General features: G+C 60.7%; 17 protein-coding genes. 9 read left to right on the top strand and 8 right to left on the bottom strand.

All coding sequences use genetic code 11. The features are described from left to right. The first annotated feature begins 3 nt into the window (after positions 1-3). A complete protein-coding gene (locus NMB39_RS05740; protein ID WP_494339541.1) occupies positions 4-1,335 on the top strand; it encodes a DUF58 domain-containing protein in 1,332 nt (443 codons plus the stop codon). 11 nt (positions 1,336-1,346) lie between these two features. Here NMB39_RS05740 and NMB39_RS05735 read toward each other — a convergent pair whose 3' ends face one another. Continuing rightward, on the bottom strand, positions 1,347-1,706 hold the full coding sequence (locus NMB39_RS05735; RefSeq protein WP_057021635.1) for a PilZ domain-containing protein: 360 nt from the start codon (positions 1,704-1,706) through the stop codon (positions 1,347-1,349). Positions 1,707-1,928: 222 nt separating this feature from the next. Then, positions 1,929-2,303 carry a tetratricopeptide repeat protein gene (locus NMB39_RS05730; protein WP_043050040.1) on the bottom strand — a complete coding sequence of 125 codons (375 nt, stop codon included), beginning with the start codon at positions 2,301-2,303 and terminating at the stop codon, positions 1,929-1,931. A gap of 175 nt (positions 2,304-2,478) precedes the next feature. Here NMB39_RS05730 and pyk point away from each other — a divergent pair, with 175 nt between their 5' ends. Both pyk and NMB39_RS05720 read left to right on the top strand, forming a co-directional pair. Continuing rightward, positions 2,479-3,930 carry a pyruvate kinase gene (pyk, locus tag NMB39_RS05725; RefSeq protein ID WP_043050041.1) on the top strand — a complete coding sequence of 484 codons (1,452 nt, stop codon included), beginning with the start codon at positions 2,479-2,481 and terminating at the stop codon, positions 3,928-3,930. Positions 3,931-4,397: 467 nt separating this feature from the next. Beyond that, complete coding sequence (locus tag NMB39_RS05720; protein ID WP_494339542.1) at positions 4,398-5,522, top strand: IS481 family transposase; 1,125 nt, start codon at positions 4,398-4,400, stop codon at positions 5,520-5,522. Between the two features lie 337 nt (positions 5,523-5,859). On the opposite strand, the gene NMB39_RS05715 is transcribed toward NMB39_RS05720, so the two are convergent. Further along, on the bottom strand, positions 5,860-6,609 hold the full coding sequence (locus NMB39_RS05715; protein ID WP_057021636.1) for an enoyl-CoA hydratase-related protein: 750 nt from the start codon (positions 6,607-6,609) through the stop codon (positions 5,860-5,862). Between the two features lie 30 nt (positions 6,610-6,639). Next, positions 6,640-7,572, bottom strand: coding sequence for an iron-sulfur-binding ferredoxin reductase (locus tag NMB39_RS05710; RefSeq protein WP_494339543.1), 933 nt, complete (start codon positions 7,570-7,572; stop codon positions 6,640-6,642). Positions 7,573-7,788: 216 nt separating this feature from the next. Here NMB39_RS05710 and NMB39_RS05705 point away from each other — a divergent pair, with 216 nt between their 5' ends. The 5 genes from NMB39_RS05705 (at position 7,789) to NMB39_RS05685 (ending at position 14,733) form a co-directional block, all read left to right on the top strand. Continuing rightward, positions 7,789-9,312: a fumarate hydratase gene (locus tag NMB39_RS05705; RefSeq protein ID WP_046069363.1), complete on the top strand. Its 1,524-nt coding sequence runs from the start codon at positions 7,789-7,791 to the stop codon at positions 9,310-9,312. Positions 9,313-9,402: 90 nt separating this feature from the next. Next, on the top strand, positions 9,403-11,169 hold the full coding sequence (locus tag NMB39_RS05700; RefSeq protein ID WP_057021638.1) for a sensor histidine kinase: 1,767 nt from the start codon (positions 9,403-9,405) through the stop codon (positions 11,167-11,169). After that, entirely contained in the window at positions 11,163-12,488 is a 1,326-nt protein-coding gene (locus tag NMB39_RS05695; protein WP_198720755.1) for a sigma-54-dependent transcriptional regulator, read from the top strand. The genes NMB39_RS05700 and NMB39_RS05695 overlap by 7 nt, the downstream gene beginning before the upstream one ends. Before the next feature lie 219 nt (positions 12,489-12,707). Further along, positions 12,708-14,027: an MFS transporter gene (locus tag NMB39_RS05690; protein WP_046069366.1), complete on the top strand. Its 1,320-nt coding sequence runs from the start codon at positions 12,708-12,710 to the stop codon at positions 14,025-14,027. A gap of 73 nt (positions 14,028-14,100) precedes the next feature. Then, positions 14,101-14,733, top strand: coding sequence for a flavin reductase family protein (locus NMB39_RS05685; RefSeq protein ID WP_124401765.1), 633 nt, complete (start codon positions 14,101-14,103; stop codon positions 14,731-14,733). Between the two features lie 124 nt (positions 14,734-14,857). Here the strand turns inward: NMB39_RS05685 and NMB39_RS05680 are convergent, their stop codons facing one another. Both NMB39_RS05680 and NMB39_RS05675 read right to left on the bottom strand, forming a co-directional pair. After that, positions 14,858-15,103 (bottom strand): hypothetical protein, encoded by a 246-nt coding sequence (locus tag NMB39_RS05680; protein WP_057021792.1) that lies wholly within the window; start codon positions 15,101-15,103, stop codon positions 14,858-14,860. A gap of 41 nt (positions 15,104-15,144) precedes the next feature. Continuing rightward, a complete protein-coding gene (locus tag NMB39_RS05675; RefSeq protein ID WP_043050050.1) occupies positions 15,145-15,486 on the bottom strand; it encodes an antibiotic biosynthesis monooxygenase family protein in 342 nt (113 codons plus the stop codon). A 328-nt stretch (positions 15,487-15,814) separates the two neighbouring features. On the opposite strand from NMB39_RS05675, the gene NMB39_RS05670 reads away from it, so the two are divergent. Next, positions 15,815-16,744 carry an AraC family transcriptional regulator gene (locus tag NMB39_RS05670; RefSeq protein ID WP_057013244.1) on the top strand — a complete coding sequence of 310 codons (930 nt, stop codon included), beginning with the start codon at positions 15,815-15,817 and terminating at the stop codon, positions 16,742-16,744. Positions 16,745-16,865: 121 nt separating this feature from the next. Here the strand turns inward: NMB39_RS05670 and NMB39_RS05665 are convergent, their stop codons facing one another. Both NMB39_RS05665 and NMB39_RS05660 read right to left on the bottom strand, forming a co-directional pair. Continuing rightward, on the bottom strand, positions 16,866-18,335 hold the full coding sequence (locus NMB39_RS05665; protein ID WP_057021641.1) for an ATP-binding protein: 1,470 nt from the start codon (positions 18,333-18,335) through the stop codon (positions 16,866-16,868). Then, on the bottom strand, positions 18,325-19,059 hold the full coding sequence (locus tag NMB39_RS05660; protein WP_046069370.1) for a response regulator: 735 nt from the start codon (positions 19,057-19,059) through the stop codon (positions 18,325-18,327). Before NMB39_RS05660 ends, NMB39_RS05665 begins: the two co-directional genes overlap by 11 nt. Between the last annotated feature and the right edge of the window lie 23 nt (positions 19,060-19,082).

The raw sequence follows: 19,082 nt of genomic DNA, 5'->3' as shown, positions 1-19,082 counted from the left end.
GCCATGAAACCGACCCGTCTGTTGCTGACCTGGCTGGGTGTGCTGCTGGGCCTGAACACCCTGTTGGGCGCTTCGATGGCGCTGCAGGTCAAGGTCCCTCAAACCTTGCACTCCATCGCTTGGGGCCTGCTTCTGGCCCTGCTGCTATTGGCGACGCTGGATGCGGCACGCTTGCGCCGCCGGCCCTCGGCGCGCGTAAACAGGAAACTGCCCGGCAGCCTGGCGTTGGGGCGCTGGGAAGAGGTGCGCCTGTGCCTGGAGCATGACTATCCTCAACCACTGACTGTAGGGGTGTTCGACCACGTGCCCGACGGCCTGAGTGTGGATAACCAGCCCCAATCCATACAACTGCGCCCCGGCGAACGCGCTGAGCTGGGCTATCGCGTTCGCCCCTTGCGCCGCGGGCATTTCAGCTTCAGTCGCTGCGAACTGCTGCTGCCCAGCCCATTGGGGCTGTGGTCGGCGCGCAGACTCGTCGAAACCCATGATGCCACCCGGGTCTACCCGGATTTCGCCCGTTTATACGGCGCGCAGTTGCTGGGTGTGGATAACTGGCTGAGCCAACTGGGCGTGCGCCAACATCAGCGGCGAGGGTTGGGCCTGGAATTTCATCAACTGCGCGAGTTTCGTGAAGGTGACAGCCTGCGCCAGATCGACTGGAAGGCCACCGCTCGCCAACGCACGCCGATTGCCCGTGAATATCAGGATGAACGCGATCAGCAAATCGTGTTCATGCTCGATTGCGGCCAGCGCATGCGCAGCCAGGACGATGAACTGTCCCATTTCGACCACGCCCTCAATGCCTGCCTGCTGCTCAGTTATGTCGCCTTGCGCCAGGGCGATGCCGTAGGACTGTGCACATTCGCCAGCGACCAGTCGCGCTACCTCAAGCCGGTCAAGGGCAGTGGCCAGTTGAATAGCTTGCTCAATGCGGTCTACGACCTGGACACCACCCGTAGAACCGCTGACTACCAGGCTGCCGCCAGCCAATTACTGGCGCGTCAAAAGCGCCGGGCACTGGTGATCATCGTCACCAACCTGCGCGATGAGGACGATGAAGCGCTGATGACTGCCGTCAAACGTATTGGTCGGCAACATCGGGTACTTGTGGCGAGCCTGCGAGAGGAAGTCCTTGACCGGTTACGCCAAGCCCCCGTGCAGACCTTGCCCGAAGCCCTGGCTTACAGTGGCACGGTTGATTACCTCAACACCCGCAATCAACTCCATGATCGTTTGAGCGCCCATGGGCTTGCAGTATTGGATACGTTGCCATCAGACCTGGGCGCCACGTTGGTGACGCGTTACCTGGGGTGGAAAAAAGCCGGTACGTTCTAATATGCCTGCATTCAGACGGGGGCCTGCTGGGGATCAAAGCTGAAGTACTGCACCAGCGCGTTGATCAGTTGCCCATACGCTTGGGGTGGCTGATGCACCATGAACCCGGAATCGTAATGCTGCGGGTTGACATCTTCATGGCTCCACAAGCAGGTCGCCGTCAGATCAATCGTCTGGAATTCGCCTTGCGCCACTGGAATTTTCAAGCACAGCTGAAAATCCACATCGACCATCATGGGTAATTGGCTGATCAGCATCAGCCCATTTTCAGACACATTGCCCAGAAAGCCGATCGGCTTGTCGGTAACACGATTGAACACCTGCAAAAAATAAGGCAGTTGATGCCGTTCGATCCGTCGCTCGGTAAACATGCTGAAGTCGCCATCCAATAGCCAAGAGTCTGGCCGTGCCAGTGATTCGCAACGAGCAGTCGCTCGCCCTCCCTGGATCTCGGTGTGACGACAGGTACCGTTTGTCACCAGCCAGCTGCCGAATCCAGGCCCTGCATCCGTTCGAATAGAAACTTGTACAAACGAACATTCAAAGAATAGCCCAGGACTGGCGACCGGCCAGCTATAAAATGACAAATTTCATTACAAAGATGCAGGCCGTGGTTTTACGGCGCCTGCACTCGGAAAATGCCCCAGTTGCTGCAAGGTATCGAGCCGCGCACGGGCGCGATAGGCGTACTCACTTGAAGGGTATTGGCTGATGATGAACTGATAGGTTTGGGCGGCGTCGACAAACAGTTTCTGCCGTTCCAGGCACTGCCCGCGCAGCATCGACACCTCCGGCTGCACATAACGACGGGTACGGCTTTCGCGATCGACCTGGGACAACTCCAGAGTGACGCGCGCGCAATCGCCCACCCCATAGGCGCGGTAAGCGTTGTTCAAATGATGGTCCATCGACCAGCGAGTACAGCCGACAACACTGACGGCCAGGGCAGCAACGAGCAAAATTCGCATGGGGGTTCTCCTGTCTTGTGCAGTGTATCGACCCCTGGTCGAAAATCTTCAAGGATGTTTGCCCAGTCAAGCGCAGCAAAAACAAGCCAATCGTCGATAAGTAGTGCAAACGAACAATGACTACAACGAAAGAGCATAGTAGCCTTCTCCAGCGCTTGAACTCAGGAGTCTGTGCATGTCCGTCCGTCGCACCAAAATCGTCGCCACCCTTGGCCCGGCCAGCAACTCGCCGGAAGTCCTCGAACAGCTGATTCTGGCTGGTTTGGACGTCGCCCGTCTGAACTTCTCCCACGGCACCCCGGACGAGCACAAGGCTCGCGCCAAGCTGGTGCGTGACCTGGCCGCCAAGCATGGCCGCTTCGTTGCACTGCTGGGTGACCTGCAAGGCCCGAAAATCCGTATCGCCAAATTTGCCAACAAGCGAATCGAGCTGAAGATTGGTGACAAATTCACCTTCTCCACCAGCCACCCGCTGACCGAAGGCACCCAGGACGTCGTGGGTATCGACTACCCGGACCTGGTCAAGGATTGCGGTGTCGGTGACGAACTGCTGCTGGACGATGGCCGCGTGGTCATGCGCGTCGACACCGCGACCCCGACCGAGCTGCACTGCACCGTGATCATCGGCGGCCCGCTGTCCGACCACAAAGGTATCAACCGCCGCGGCGGTGGCCTGACGGCGCCAGCCCTGACTGAAAAAGACAAGGCTGACATCAAGCTCGCCGCCGAAATGGAAGTCGACTACCTCGCCGTGTCCTTCCCACGCGACGCCGCCGACATGGAATACGCCCGTAAACTGCGCGACGAAGCCGGCGGCACCGCCTGGCTGGTGGCGAAGATCGAACGCGCCGAAGCCGTGGCCGACGACGAAACCCTCGACGGCCTGATCAAGGCGTCCGACGCGGTGATGGTTGCCCGTGGCGACCTGGGTGTGGAAATTGGTGACGCCGAGCTGATCGGTATCCAGAAGAAGATCATCCTGCACGCACGCCGCCACAACAAGGCCGTGATCGTTGCGACCCAGATGATGGAGTCGATGATCCAGAACCCGATGCCGACCCGTGCCGAAGTGTCCGACGTGGCCAACGCCGTGCTCGACTACACCGACGCCGTGATGCTCTCGGCTGAAAGTGCCGCCGGCCCGTACCCGCTGGAAGCCGTGCAGGCCATGGCGCGCATCTGCGTCGGCGCTGAAAAGCATCCGACCAGCAAGACCTCCAGCCACCGCATCGGCAAGGTCTTCGAAAGCTGCGACCAGAGCATCGCCCTGGCTGCCATGTACACTGCCAACCACTTCCCGGGCGTGAAGGCGATCATCGCCCTGACCGAAAGTGGCTATACGCCGTTAATCATGTCGCGCATCCGCTCCTCGGTGCCGATCTACGCGTTTACCCCTCACCGCGAAGCCCAGGCCCGCGCGGCGTTGTTCCGTGGTGTGTACACCATCCCGTTCGACCCGGCTTCGCTGGCACCGAACGAAGTCAGCCAGAAGGCTATCGACGAGCTGGTCAAGCGCGGCGTGGTAGAGAAAGGCGACTGGGTCATCCTCACCAAGGGCGACAGCTACCACACCACCGGTGGCACCAATGGCATGAAGATCCTGCACGTGGGCGACCCGCAGGTCTGATTGACACGCTGAAAACAAAAGCCCTGCCATGTGAATGGCGGGGCTTTTTGCATTTCAAATCAGAGTCATCTGCTGCTAGCCCCCAGCGCGGCATGGATATGTAAGCAACCATGTAGCAGCCACCGGTAACCACGATGCGCAGCGAGCCGCCCTTGATCTTGATCTGCTTTTGATCTTGATCTTAGGCGCCCCGTCAAACCACGCTGGCCGGAATTCGACAGGGATTTGGGGGGTAAACCGGCAGGGATGCCGCTTTAGCCGCCCCGCGCCATGGATGGGGAGTGGCGGCGCCCCCCCAAATCCCTGTCGGATTACGGGCACACCGAGCCTAAGCGAGGTGCCGAGTGGTGGGGCAAGAGCGTTTTGCTTACTTTTGCGCTTTTTTGTACGGACCGGACACATGGTTGACGGGTGTGCGGGGACATGGTGGACACTTTGCGGCGAACTAACTTCGCCGGGAAGCCATCATGCCTTGGACTACGAGAGACACCATGAGCCTGAAAGAAGAGTTCGTTGCCTTAGCACGGCAACCCGGCAGCAACAAACGTGAGCTGTGTCGACGATTCGGTATCAGCCCACAAACAGCGTACAAGTGGCTCAAACGCTACGAGGCGCTGGGTCAGCCTGGTCTGCAAGAGAAATCCCGCAGACCAGCGAGCAGTCCCAAACTGACCCAGACGGCCTTGGAAGCACAAGTCATCACACTTAGACAGGCCCATCCAGCATGGGGCGGACGCACAATTAGTAGCCTGTTGGAAAAGCGCATCGCCCCCAGCACCGTCACCAATATCTTGCACCGGCATGACCTGATTCAACCGTCTCTGAAGGAGCATTCGGCGACGCTGCGATTTGAACACGACGCGCCTAATGATCTTTGGCAGATGGATTTCAAAGGGCATTTCGCACTGCAGCAAGGTCGATGCCACCCCCTGACGCTGTTGGACGACCACTCCCGGTTCAGCCTAGCCATTGAGGCCTGTGATAACGAACGGGGAGCCACGGTGAAGGAGAAGATGATTGAGGTTTTCCAGCGCTATGGCTTGCCGGTTCGGATCAACGTTGATAACGGTGCTCCCTGGGGCTCGCCACGCAATCCAGGTGAGGTTTCAGAGTTGAGTATTTGGCTGATTCGCCTGGGAATCCGGATCAGCTTCAGCCGTCCTCGCCACCCTCAAACCAATGGAAAGATCGAACGTTTCCACCGCTCGCTCAAAGCAGAAGTACTTGATGGACGGTACTTTTCCACACTGATGGACGCTCAATCGGCTTTTGATCAATGGCGTGAGGTTTATAACCTGCAGCGCCCTCATCAGGCGCTGGGCTACAAGGTGCCGATGGACCGCTATCGGAGTAGCCCCTGGGCATATCCACAGCAACTGTCGGACTTTGAATATGGCCCAGATGATGTATTGGCAAAGGTTTATGACAGTCGATTTCGCTTTCAGAAACGCTACTTCAGCATCGCCAAAGTCCTGCGCGGGCAACACATCGCAATACGCCCTAACGCTGAAAGAGATGGCTTGTTTGACGTCTATTTCTGCCATCAATTTCTACGGACCTTCGACGTAAACAACCCTGACTACGGGGCATAATGTGTCCACTATGTCCCCGCACAGGTGTCAACCATGTGTCCGGTCCGTACACGCTTTTTCAAAAGTGAGCCGCTGTAAAAGCGGAACCATAAGTAGCCGTTGCCCAAATAACGGATATGTACTCGGTAAAAGTCCAACATTCTGGTCGGCTGTCAGGCCGCCATCGGGGGCAAGCCCCCTCCCACATTTGGATTGCAGTGCATCAGTTAGATAGCTATAAGCTGCCCGGGAGCAGATACCCATGCCCACCGCGGACAAGCCCGACTCCCACATTGGAATGCGGTCAACTGTGGGAGCCGGGCTTGCCCGCGATGGCGCCAGAACAGCCAACACCGTTTTATCGCCGGGTGATAAACCCCGACAACGCCGCAATCGCCTCCGGCGATCTCAAGCGCTGGGTAAACAACGCCCCCTCCTCCTCGATCACCTGCCGCAACTGCTCGCGATCAACGCTTTTCATCAACTGCTTGGTGACCTGCACCGCCCCCGGCGCCAGGCTTTCAAAACGTCCGGCCATTTCTCGCGCCTTGGCCAAGGCCGCCTCGCCACTGCCCAACGCCTCGGTGGCAATCCCCCACGCTGCGGCTTGTTCGCCAGTGAACCCCTCGCCCAACAACAGTAGTTCAGCCGCCTTCGCATGCCCCAGCAACCGCGGCAGGATCAGGCTCGAGCCAAACTCCGGGCACAAACCCAGGTTAACGAACGGCATGCGCAAGCGTGCATCGCGGCTGATATACACCAGGTCGCAATGCAGCAACAGCGTGGTGCCAATGCCCACCGCCGCTCCAGCCACGGCGGCGATCACCGGTTTGCGGCAGTTGAGCAGGCTTTTCATAAAGTGAAACGGTGGGCTGTCGAGATCGTTGGGTGGCTGTTCGAGAAAATCGCTGATGTCATTGCCGGCGGTAAAACACTCGCTGCTGCCCTGGAGCAGTACGGCGCGAATATCCGAGTCTGCATCGGCCTGTTCCAGCGCCTCGGCCAGTTGCGTATACATGGCACGGGTCAGGGCGTTTTTCTTGTCAGGGCGATTGAGCTGCAAGGTCAGCAACCCGCGTTCGCGTTGCTGCAGGATGGCGTCGGTCATGGCGAATCTCGCGGCAAAAGGTTTCAGCGCTCAACCACGGGGCAGGAACACATCGGCCAGCAGTTGATTGCGCGGCAGCCCGGCCAGGAACAGGCGCTTGGAAAAAGCCTCGACGCTGACAGGGTGACCGCAGAGTAAAGCCAGCGTTTGCCGCGAAACAAGCCGCAGTTGCGCCAATGCCTGGTTCAACTCTGCCGCCGTCCATAGCTCCACCGTCAGGTTCCCATGCTGCGTGGCCAGCGCCGCCAGGGGTTCGGCCAGGTAATGAGCCTCGGCATCATGGGCCAGGTGAATGACACGGATGGCACCTTGGTGATCCTGGCGCAGCGCTTCGCGCAATATGCCCCACAACGGGCCCAGGCCGGTGCCGGCGGCCAGCAGCCACAACGGCCGCGATTGCCAGTCAGGGTCATAGTGCAGCGCTCCGCCCCGCAACTCGCCCAGGCGCAGAGGCTCACCAACCTTGAAATGGCGAGCGGCATCGCTGAATTCACCGTGTTGGCGGCAATCGATATGAAACTCCAGGTATGCATCCTGCTGGGGCAAGCCCGCCAGGGAATACGGGCGCGCCACCTGCCCCGCCCACAACACCAGATGCTGCCCGGCCCGATACCGCAGGCCACGCTCCGGTAGCAGGCGCAGGCGCAGCACCGTGGAACTCAACCAATCAGCGCCCACCACCTGTGCCGCCAGGCCGTCACGCAACGGTTCAAATGCTTCGACCTGGAGGTCGCCGACGACCCGGCACTGACACGCCAGGCGCCAACCCTGCTGACGTTGTGTCGGCCTCAGGGCTTCGGGCTGCTGGTCATCGACCTCGCCCTGGCAACGCACCAGGCACGCATGGCAGCTGCCGGCCCGGCAACTGTAGGGCACGGCGACTCCCGCCTGGTTCAAGGCATCCAGCAGGTTAGTGCCGGTGGGCACCGACCAATGGCGTTCGCCGACGTGCAGTTCAGGCATATGGAGGCTCAATCAATAGGTTTGCGCACAGGGAATCACGCCCGGCAGAGTTTGACCATAGTCGGGTGTATCGGCCACCGCGCCGGGTTATACTGCCGCGCCTTTTTAGCGTCGCGCCTGCACCACTTTGGCGTGCCTTGGAAAGATGGTTTCAGCCGACCGACGCAACACTGAAGCCACCTTTATTGAATGTTCCCTTATAGAGGAGCGCGACTCATGACCGTGATCAAGCAAGACGACCTGATTCAGAGCGTTGCCGACGCCCTGCAATTCATTTCCTATTACCACCCCGTTGACTTCATCCAGGCTATGCACGAAGCCTACCTGCGCGAAGAATCGCCGGCGGCCCGTGACTCCATCGCCCAGATCCTGATCAACTCGCGCATGTGCGCCACCGGCCACCGCCCGATCTGCCAGGATACCGGTATCGTCACCGTGTTCGTGCGCGTAGGCATGGATGTACGCTGGGACGGCGCCACCATGGGCCTGGACGACATGATCAACGAAGGCGTGCGTCGCGCCTACAACCTGCCGGAAAACGTCCTGCGTGCATCCATCCTCGCCGACCCGGCGGGCGCGCGGAAAAACACCAAGGACAACACCCCGGCGGTGATCCACTACTCCATCGTCCCGGGTAACACCGTGGAAGTGGACGTGGCGGCCAAGGGCGGCGGTTCCGAAAACAAGTCGAAAATGGCCATGCTCAACCCGTCCGACTCCATCGTCGACTGGGTGCTCAAGACCGTTCCGACCATGGGCGCCGGCTGGTGCCCGCCGGGCATGCTCGGCATCGGCATCGGCGGCACCGCCGAGAAAGCCGCGGTGATGGCCAAGGAAGTGTTGATGGAATCCATCGACATCCACGAGCTGAAAAAGCGCGGCCCGCAGAACCGTATCGAAGAGATGCGCCTGGAGCTGTTCGAGAAGGTCAACCAACTGGGCATCGGCGCCCAGGGCCTGGGTGGCCTGACCACCGTGCTCGACGTGAAAATCATGGACTACCCGACCCACGCCGCGTCCCTGCCGGTGTGCATGATCCCCAACTGCGCCGCCACCCGTCACGCGCACTTCGTGCTCGACGGTTCGGGCCCGGCGTCGCTGGAAGCGCCATCGCTGGACGCCTACCCGGAAATCGTCTGGGAAGCCGGCCCGTCGGCCCGCCGCGTCAACCTCGACACCCTGACCCCGGAAGAAGTGCAAAGCTGGAAGCCGGGCGAAACCGTGTTGCTCAACGGCAAGATGCTCACCGGCCGCGACGCAGCGCACAAGCGCATGGTCGAGATGCTCAACAAGGGCGAGACCCTGCCGGTGGACCTCAAGGGCCGCTTTATCTACTACGTCGGCCCGGTTGATCCGGTGCGCGAAGAAGTGGTCGGCCCGGCTGGCCCAACCACCGCGACGCGGATGGACAAATTCACCCGCCAGATCCTCGAGCAGACTGGCCTGCTGGGCATGATCGGCAAATCCGAGCGCGGCCCGACCGCCATCGAAGCGATCAAGGACCACAAGGCCGTGTACCTGATGGCCGTGGGCGGCGCCGCTTACCTGGTGGCGCAAGCCATCAAGAAGTCGCGCGTGGTAGCGTTCGCCGAACTAGGCATGGAAGCCATCTACGAGTTCGACGTAAAAGACATGCCGGTCACCGTTGCAGTGGACAGTCAGGGCGAGTCGGTACACATCACCGGTCCTGCCATCTGGCAGAAAAAGATCAGTGAGAGCCTGGCGGTAGAAGTACAGTAAGTCGATGTGGGAGGGGCTTGCCCCCTCCCACACACGTTCCAGACAGCTCATGGTATGGTGCTCGCCCTTACCGTGCCTGTTCATCATCGTATGATCGTGATCCCTCGCCCCCTGCGCCTGACCTTTTACTCGTTATTGATCATCGCCGGTGCGGTGCTTGCCGCTGCCTTGGCCACACGCCATGCCGAACGCCAGGCCCTGGTGGATGACGCCGCTCGCGCCAATCAGCAACTTGCGCTGTATGCCAACTCCCTGCACACCCTGATCGAACGCTACCGCGCCCTGCCCGCCGTGCTGGCCCTGGACTCGGAAATGATCCGCGCCTTGAAGGGCCCGCTGGATAGCACCACCCAGGACGTGCTCAATCGCAAGCTCGAACGCATCAACGGCGCCGCCCAATCATCCACCCTGGAGCTGATGGACCGCAGCGGCCTGGCGGTGGCCGCCAGCAACTGGAATTTGCCCAGCAGCTATGTCGGCCACAACTACGCATTTCGCCCGTATTTCAGCCAGACCCTGAGCCAAGGCACCGGGCGTTTTTACGCGGTGGGGGTGACTACTGGCATTCCGGGTTACTTCCTTTCCAGCGCGGTGGTCGATGAGCACGAGCAGTTCCTCGGCGCCATGGTGGTCAAGCTGGAATTCCCTGAGCTTGAACGCGAATGGGCCCAGGGTAATGACTTGCTGTTGGTCAGCGATGCGCGGGGCATTGTGTTTATCGCCAACCAGCCGGGCTGGCGTTATCGCAACCTGCGACCGTTGTCCGAAACTGACCTGGCTGAACTCAAGGCCACCCGCCAATACGACAAGAAACACCTGCAGCCGCTGGAGACCAGCGTCTTGCAGCGCTTCGACGACAACAGCCATTTGATGCGCGTCAATGGCCCCGACGGAAATGCCAACTACATCTGGGAGTCCCTGCCGTTGAAAGCCGAGGGTTGGACCCTGCACCTGCTGCGCAAACCCCAGTTCCCGTTTGAGGACCAACGCAACGCCGGTCTCGCCGCCGCGGGTTCCTGGCTGGCGCTGGTATTCCTGGCGCTGTTCCTCAGCCAGCGCTGGCGCCTGGCCCGCTTGCGTCAGCGCAGCCGCGAAGAGCTGGAACAGTTGGTCGAGGAGCGCACCCAGGCGCTGCGCACCGCCCAGGACGGCCTGGTGCAGTCGGCCAAGCTGGCGGCACTGGGGCAGATGTCCGCCGCCCTCGCCCATGAAATCAACCAACCGTTGACGGCCCAACGCATGCAACTGGCAACACTGCGCCTGTTGCTCGACCACGGCCGCGTCGACGATGCCTACAAGGCACTCACGCCGCTCGATGACATGCTCACGCGCATGGCCGCGCTCACTGGGCACCTCAAGACCTTCGCCCGCAAGAGCCCCAGCGGCCTGCGCGAACGCCTGGACCTGGCCACCGTGGTCGATCAGTCCCTGCACTTGCTCGACGCGCGCCTGCGTGACGAAGCCATCGGCGTCGTGCTCAACCTGACGCGCCCGGCCTGGGTACGCGGCGACGCGATCCGCCTGGAACAGGTACTGATCAACCTGCTGCGCAACGCGCTGGACGCCATGGCCGACAAGCCGCGCAAGCGCCTGGAAATCCGCCTGCATGCCGATCAGCAGCTGTGGCAGTTGACTGTCAGCGACAGCGGCGGCGGGATTGCCGAAGAACACCTGAACAGCGTGTTCGATCCGTTCTTCACCACCAAGCCGGTGGGCGATGGCCTCGGCTTGGGGCTGGCGGTGTCCTACGCTATCGTGCATGAATTGGGCGGGCGCCTGAGCGCCGGCAACCGTGGCGACGGCGCAGTGTTTACCCTGACCTTGCCGATTGCATTGGAGACGCCAGCGCCATGTTGAACGCCGTAATTGTGGTCGATGACGAAGCCAGCATTCGCACCGCCGTCGAGCAATGGCTGAGCCTTTCGGGGTTTGAGGTGCAATTGTTCAGTCGCGCCGAAGAATGCCTGGCGCACCTGCCCAAAGACTTTCCCGGTGTGATTTTGAGCGATGTGCGCATGCCCGGGCTCGGCGGCCTTGAGCTGCTGGCCGAGGTAAAGCGTCGCGATGCCGACCTGCCGGTGATTTTGCTCACCGGCCATGGTGACGTGCCGATGGCCGTCGAAGCCATGCGCGACGGTGCCTACGATTTCCTGGAGAAACCCTTTAGCCCCGAGGCCCTGCTCAACAGCCTGCGCCGGGCATTGGACAAGCGTGGCCTGATCCTGGAAAACCGCCGCCTGCATCAACAGGCCGATCACCGCGCACAGCTGGAATCCAGCCTGCTGGGGGTGTCCCGCAGCTTGCAGAACCTGCGCCGCCAGGTGCTGGACCTGGCGACCCTGCCGGTCAACGTGTTGATCCGTGGCGAGACCGGCAGCGGCAAGGAATTGGTTGCTCGCTGCCTGCATGACTTCGGCCCCAGGGCGAAAAAGCCGTTTGTAGCACTCAACTGTGCCGCCATCCCCGAGCAGCTGTTTGAAGCCGAGTTGTTCGGCCACGAAAGCGGCGCCTTTACCGGCGCCCAGGGCAAACGCATCGGCAAGCTGGAATACGCCCATGGCGGCACGTTGTTCCTGGATGAGATCGAAAGCATGCCCCTGGCCCAACAAGTGAAATTGCTGCGGGTGTTGCAGGAACAGAAGCTGGAGCGGCTGGGTTCCAACCAAAGCATCCATGTGGATCTGCGCATCATCGCCGCCACCAAGCCTGACCTCCTGGAAGAGGCCCGCGCCGGGCGTTTTCGTGAAGACCTGGCCTATCGCCTGAACGTCGCGCAACTGCGCCTGCCGCCGTTGCGCGAGCGCCGCGAAGATATTCCGTTGCTGTACGACCATTTCGCGCAAAGTGCTGCTGAACGTTTGGGGCGTCATGTCGAACCCTTGAGTGGGCCACAGTTGGGGCGCCTGCTCAGTCATGACTGGCCGGGGAACGTGCGTGAACTGGCCAACGTCGCCGAGCGCCAGGTGTTGGGGCTCGGCGATCCGGAACCGGACGGCATCGAGGCCGGGCAATCGTTGGCGGCGCAACAGGAAGCGTTCGAGGCACATTGCCTGAAAGCCGCATTAACTCGGCATAAAGGCGATATCAAGGCAGTGCTGGCCGAGCTGCAACTGCCGCGCCGGACCCTCAATGAAAAGATGCAGCGGCATGGGTTGGCAAGGGAGATGTTTCTCTAGCGACCTTCCGATCGCCATCAGGGCTTGCCCCAGATGGCGCCAGCAACCATAAGCGGATTTCCGCTTACCAGCCGAAAATCATCGGCAACTTTCCGCTCAAAAAAATCCTGCAACCCTTCTATTCCGGGCCTTCATCTATCTGGCACAGCTCCTGCTATAGCCCGAACCAGGCAGTGCTCAAGCACGCTCCATAAAAACAACTAGATGAAGGATCCTTCAATGGATAACTCCAATACCTTGCCTCTGGGGTCGGCGGCTGCGCCGGCAAAAGAACGCACCACTTCCAGCCGAATCAAATCGATCTTCAGCGGGTCGGTGGGCAACATGGTCGAGTGGTACGACTGGTACGTCTACGCCGCCTTCTCGCTGTACTTCGCCAAGACCTTCTTCCCCAAGGGCGACACCACCGCCCAATTGCTCAACACCGCCGCGATCTTCGCCGTGGGCTTCCTGATGCGCCCGATCGGTGGCTGGCTGATGGGCCTGTATGCCGACAAAGTCGGACGTAAAAAAGCCCTGATGGCCTCGGTCTACCTGATGTGCTTCGGCTCACTGCTGATTGCCCTGAGCCCAAGCTATGAAGTCATTGGTATCGGCGCGCCGATCCTGCTGGTGTTTGCCCGTTTGCTGCAGGGCCTGTCGGTCGGTGGCGAATACGGCACCTCTGCCACTTACCTCAGTGAAATGGCGACCAAGGAACGCCGTGGCTTCTACTCCAGCTTCCAGTACGTGACCCTGATCTCCGGCCAGCTCATCGCGCTGGCGGTGCTGATCGTGCTGCAACAACTGCTGACCACCGAGCAGCTGTATGCCTGGGGCTGGCGTATCCCGTTCGCCATCGGTGCCTTGTGTGCAGTGGTCGCGCTCTATCTGCGTCGTGGCATGGAAGAAACCGAGTCGTTCACCAAGAAGGAAAAAGCCAAGGAAAGCGCCATGCGCACCTTGATGCGCCACCCCAAGGAACTGATGACCGTGGTTGGCCTGACCATGGGCGGCACCCTGGCGTTCTACACCTACACAACCTACATGCAGAAATACCTGGTGAACACGGTCGGCATGAGTATCTCCGACTCCACCACCATCTCGGCGGCCACGCTGTTCCTGTTCATGTGCCTGCAACCCCTGGTCGGCGGGCTGTCGGACAAGATTGGCCGGCGGCCGATCCTGATCGCCTTCGGTGTCCTCGGCACCCTGTTCACCGTGCCGATCCTCACTACCCTGCACACCATCCAGTCCTGGTGGGGTGCGTTCTTCCTGATCATGGCGGCGCTGATCATCGTCAGCGGCTACACATCGATCAACGCCGTGGTGAAAGCCGAACTGTTCCCCACCGAAATCCGCGCCCTGGGCGTGGGCCTGCCGTATGCCCTGACCGTGTCGATCTTCGGCGGTACCGCTGAATACATCGCCCTGTGGTTCAAGAGCATCGGCATGGAAACTGGCTACTACTGGTACGTGACCGCGTGTATCGCAGTGTCGCTGATGGTCTACGTGACCATGAAGGACACGCGCAAGCATTCGCGGATTACCACGGACTAAAAAATGTGGGAGGGGCAAGCCCCCTCCCATATTGGATATGATGTGGGCTTCAGAATTGAGAGCAGAACAGGTCATGTCCGACGATATCCACTTCTACGAACCCGCCAACGGCCACGGCCTGCCCCATGATCCGTTCAACGCGATTGTCGGCCCGCGGCCGATTGGCTGGATTTCGTCACACGACCGCGAAGGTCGCCTGAATCTGGCGCCCTACAGTTTCTTCAATGCGTTCAACTACATTCCGCCGATCATTGGTTTTTCCAGTGTCGGGCGCAAAGACAGCCTGAACAACATCGAACAGACCGGCGAGTTCGTATGGAACCTGGCCACCCGCCCGCTGGCCGAGCAGATGAACCAGAGCTGCGCGGCGGTCTCGCCTGAGGTGAACGAATTCGAGTTATCCGGCCTGACACCGGTGGCTTCGAAAGTCGTCGCTGTACCCCGCGTCGGCGAGAGCCCGGTGTCGTTCGAATGCAAAGTGACGCAGATCATTCAACTACAACGCGCCGACAAGGAATTGGTACCGAGCTGGCTGGTGCTGGGCGAAGTGGTGGCGGTGCACATTGCCAAGTGGTTGCTAAAGGATGGGATCTACGACACCGCTGCTGCCGAGCCAATTTTGCGGGGGGGTGGCCCGGCAGATTACTTCCAGCTGGGGCCGGAAGCCCTGTTCAAAATGTACCGTCCAGGCGCCACAAAACCCTGATTGAAATGCAATAAAAATGTGGGAGGGGGCTTGCTCCCGATAGCAGTGTGTCAGCCAATAAATTTGTAGCTGATACATAGCCATCGGGGGCAAGCCCCCTCCCACATTTGCTCATCTGCGTTGTTTAGTTCGCAGCAGGTGCCCAGCTCAGCTGGCCTTCTGCATCCACATCGACCAGGCACTCAAGTTGCAGCGTCGCCGCATCATCGGCATCGGACGCCGTCTTGAACGTCTGCCCTTCAAGGATCTTGTGAAACTGCGGGGCGCCCATGCCATCCAGTGCCTTGACCGCGACGGCGGCGCTGTAGCCACCTTCTCCCGGTACTACGGCGGAAACGGCTTCGTGGTGGGCAAATTGTCTACGTGCCATGTTGCAGGTCCTGGCCAATGGAAAGTCGGCCATTGTAACCCTCAACCGGCCAGTTGCAGGTACTCGCCGTAGGCATGGGCGGCAGATGCATCGGTGAAGGTCTGGAAGTCCATGCTGCGGATCACCATGTCGTTCAACAGCTCGGTGAGGATCATCAGGGCCGGAGAGTTGAAGTAGGCGCTCATGGCCTGCTCGCTGCTCCAGAACCCCGAGACCAGCCAAACATCGGGGTCGACCTGGGAATGCTGCAACGAGAATTGCAGGCAACCCTCGGCCTGGCGTCCTGGTTCGATCAAACTGCTCAAGCGTGCACCGAGTTCGGTGCTGCACCCGCTACGGGCGCGGATAAAGGCCATATGGCTCGCGGGAATGGGGGTGGACATGTTCGACTCTCCCGTTGAGAAGTGATGCTCGGCAAGCACTGTGGGGGCGTGTTGCCACAGGATCAAAGATAACGGCGCGGGTGTGGACGCGGTTAGTCGATTCCTGCCGGCTTATTGCACAATCCTGCGAAAAGCGTAGATAAGACGTTTGCCCCACAGGATTTATTCCACGCGCCTGCCCAGTGTTTCAGGGAGATGACAGGCCTGGCGCTTGCCTGATTCACGACAGATCGCAGGATCAGGCAAGGATCAGGCAGAATCGACGTAACACTATTTAAAAAGCCGCCGCTAAGCTGAGCCCATCAAAGTAGCGTGTAGAGGACGCCCCATGCCGTCGCCCGATCCGAAGTCCACTCCCCTCGATGCCGAGATGGAAAAGCAACGCGCCGAGTTGGCCAGTATCGTGCACCGCCATACCTGGGAAGACGGCTCCTACGGCACCGCGATTACCTCGCTGTACCTGAACCGCCACAACACACCGCGGGATTTCATGCCGGTGCTGGTGGAACCTGCGCTGTGCATCCTGGCCAGCGGCAGCAAGGAAGTGCGCCTGGCCGACGAAATCTTCGCCTACGACCCGCTCAACTACCTGGTGTTCTCGGTGGCGATGCCGGTGGCCGGGCGGATTATCGATGCCACCGCCGAGAACCCCAACCTCTCCGTGCGTATCAACATCGACCCAACGCAACTGACGGCCCTGATCGCAGAGGCCGGGCCCATGGGCGTGCCCTCGCGCCCGTCGACCCGCGGAATGTACGTCGACCGCATCGACCACCAATTGCTCGACGCCGTGCTGCGCCTGACCCGGCTGCTGGATACGCCCAAAGATATCGCCATGCTCGCGCCGTTGATCAATCGGGAAATCCTCTACCGTTTGCTACGGGGCCCGCAGGGTTATCGCCTGTATGAAATCGCCGTGGCCAACAGCCAGAGCCATCGGGTCAGCCAGGCGATCAAATGGCTGAACGGCAACTATGAACAACCGCTGCGCATCGACGACCTGGCCAAGGAAGTGAACCTGAGCGTCTCGACCTTGCACCATCGTTTCAAGGCGATCACCGCCATGAGCCCGCTGCAGTACCAGAAACAACTGCGTTTGCAGGAGGCGCGGCGACTGATGATTGCCGAAGGGCTGGAAGCCTCGGCGGCGGGCTATCGGGTAGGGTATGAAAGCCCGTCGCAATTCAGTCGGGAATACAGCCGGTTGTTTGGCGCGCCGCCGCTGCGCGACCTGGCCCGGTTGCGCCAAAGCATCTGATGTACGCAGAGCAAAATGTGGGAGGGGGCTTGCTCCCGATGGCGGCGTGTCAGCCAAGGATTCATTCCCTGACACTCCGCTATCGGGAGCAAGCCCCCTCCCACATTTAATCAGCGTGTGTTCAGTCAAGTCCGCGGGGCAGTTGCAGGGTGACGCGAAGGCCGCCTTCGCGCAGGTTTTGCAAACTCACTTCCCCTCCATGACTATGGGCAATATTGCGCGCAATCCCCAATCCCAACCCATACCCCTGCTGCTGGCCGGCCAGGCGAAAGTGCGGTTCGAAGACTTGCTCCAGGCGCTGCTCCGGCACACCTGGCCCTTCATCATCCACATGCAGGATGAACTGCGCGCCATCGTCCTCGATATGCAAATGCGCGTTCTGCCCATACTTCAAGGCGTTGTCGATCAGGTTGCCGATGCATCGCTTGAGCGCCAGCGGCTTGCCCGGGTAGGTCGTCAGGGCCGCGCCATCCAGGGACACGCGACCGTTGCCGTTGGGTGCCAGGTACGGCTCCACCAGGCATTCGAGTACATGGTTGAGGTCCACCGGCTGGATGTTTTCGTGAATGTCGGTGTCTTTCACGCATTGCAGCGCGCCCTTGACCAGCAACTCCAATTCATCCAAATCGCGGCCGAACTTGGCTTGCAGGTTTTCGTCTTCAAGCAACTCTACCCGCAGCCGCAGGCGAGTAATTGGTGTGCGCAAATCGTGGGAAATCGCGCTGAACAACTGGCTGCGTTCGGTCAGGTAACGGCTGATGCGTTCGCGCATCGCATTAAAGGCACGGCCTACCTCCACCACTTCGCTGCCGCCGCCTTCGGCCACCGGTTCCACATCGGCGCCCAGGGACATGTCACGCGCCGCCCGCGCCAGACGCTTGAGCGGCCGGCTTTGCCAGTGCACCAGCAGGCCGATGAACAGCAGCAGCAAGCCGCTGGTCAGCACGATAAACCACACCTGCTGGGACGGCAGGCTCTGCTCCTCGAGGCTGGTATAGGGCTCGGGCAACAGTGAGGCGATGTACAGCCATTCTCCGGGGGCAAGCTGGATCTGGGTGACCAGTACCGGCGGGTTCACCGGTTCCAGGGTCAAGGCGTAATGCGCCCAGGAACGCGGCAGCTCGTCGAGCTTCAAGCCGGCATTGAAGATACGCAGGTCCTCGGCGCTGACGAACTCCACCGAGATAAGCACGTTGGCGCCCAGGGTCTGGCGCAACACGTCATCGACCGCTTCCAGCACCGCCTGCTTGCGCGGGGTTTGCGGCAGCAAGGCCATATCCAGCGGGCGATCATTGAGGGTCACGACAAAACGCGTGCCGCCCATGCTGCGCAACTGGTCGAGCACCAAGGGCCGATAGGCCACCGGCAGCGAACGGAAATAACTTACGCTGGCGGTCATCGAATGCGCCAGGCTACGGGCGCTGGTGACCAGGCCCTCAAGTTGGGTGGCGCGCAACTGCGAGACCCAGATCACGCTGGACAATGCCTGGGCGAACAGCACCACCAGCAAGGTCAGCAGCAGCATGCGCCCCAGTAGGGAGCGCGGTACCGGAAAGCGGCGACGGCGTTCGGCCGGGTGTTCAGTGGGCATTGCCGGCAACCACGCTGGCTGCCAGCTGGTAACCGCTGCCGCGCACGGTGCGGATCAGCCGCGGGGGTTTTTCAGTATCACGCAGGCGCTGGCGCAGGCGGCTGACAGCCATGTCGACGATACGGTCCAGGGGCATCAGGTCACGGCCACGAGTGGCGTTGCCGATGGTGTCGCGGTCGAGGATCTGTTGCGGGTGATCGAGAAACAATTTGAGCAAGGCAAAGTCGGCACCGGAGAGGATCACCTCTTCACCATCAACGTGGAAAAGCCGATGGCTGATCATATCCAGACGCCACTCGTCGAACACCAGCACGTCGCTACTGCTGCCGCGTTCCTGGCCAAACTGGCAACGGCGCAGCAGCGCCTTGATGCGCGCCTGCAATTCTCGGGGGCTGAATGGCTTGCCGATATAGTCATCGGCGCCCAGCTCCAGACCGATCACCCGGTCGGCTTCGTCGGAACTGGCGGTGAGCATGATGATCGGCACCTGCGCCTGGCGAGGGTGCTGGCGGATCCAGCGACAAAGGCTGAAACCGTCTTCGTCCGGCAGCATTACATCGAGAATGACCAGGTCGCACGGCGCCTCGTTCATCGCCTGGCGGAACCCCGCGCCATCCGGCACGCCACGCACCTGGAAGCCGGCGCGACTGAGGTAGGTTTGCAGCAATTCGCGGATTTCCTGGTCGTCGTCGACGAGGAGAATGGATTTACTGATTACGCTCACGGGGTCCTCCTTGTTGTTATGGG

This window comes from Pseudomonas sp. FBCC-B545, assembly GCF_059134095.1.
The sequence above is the reverse complement of the archived record's forward strand: the minus strand, read 5'-3'. Positions and strand labels throughout refer to the sequence as shown.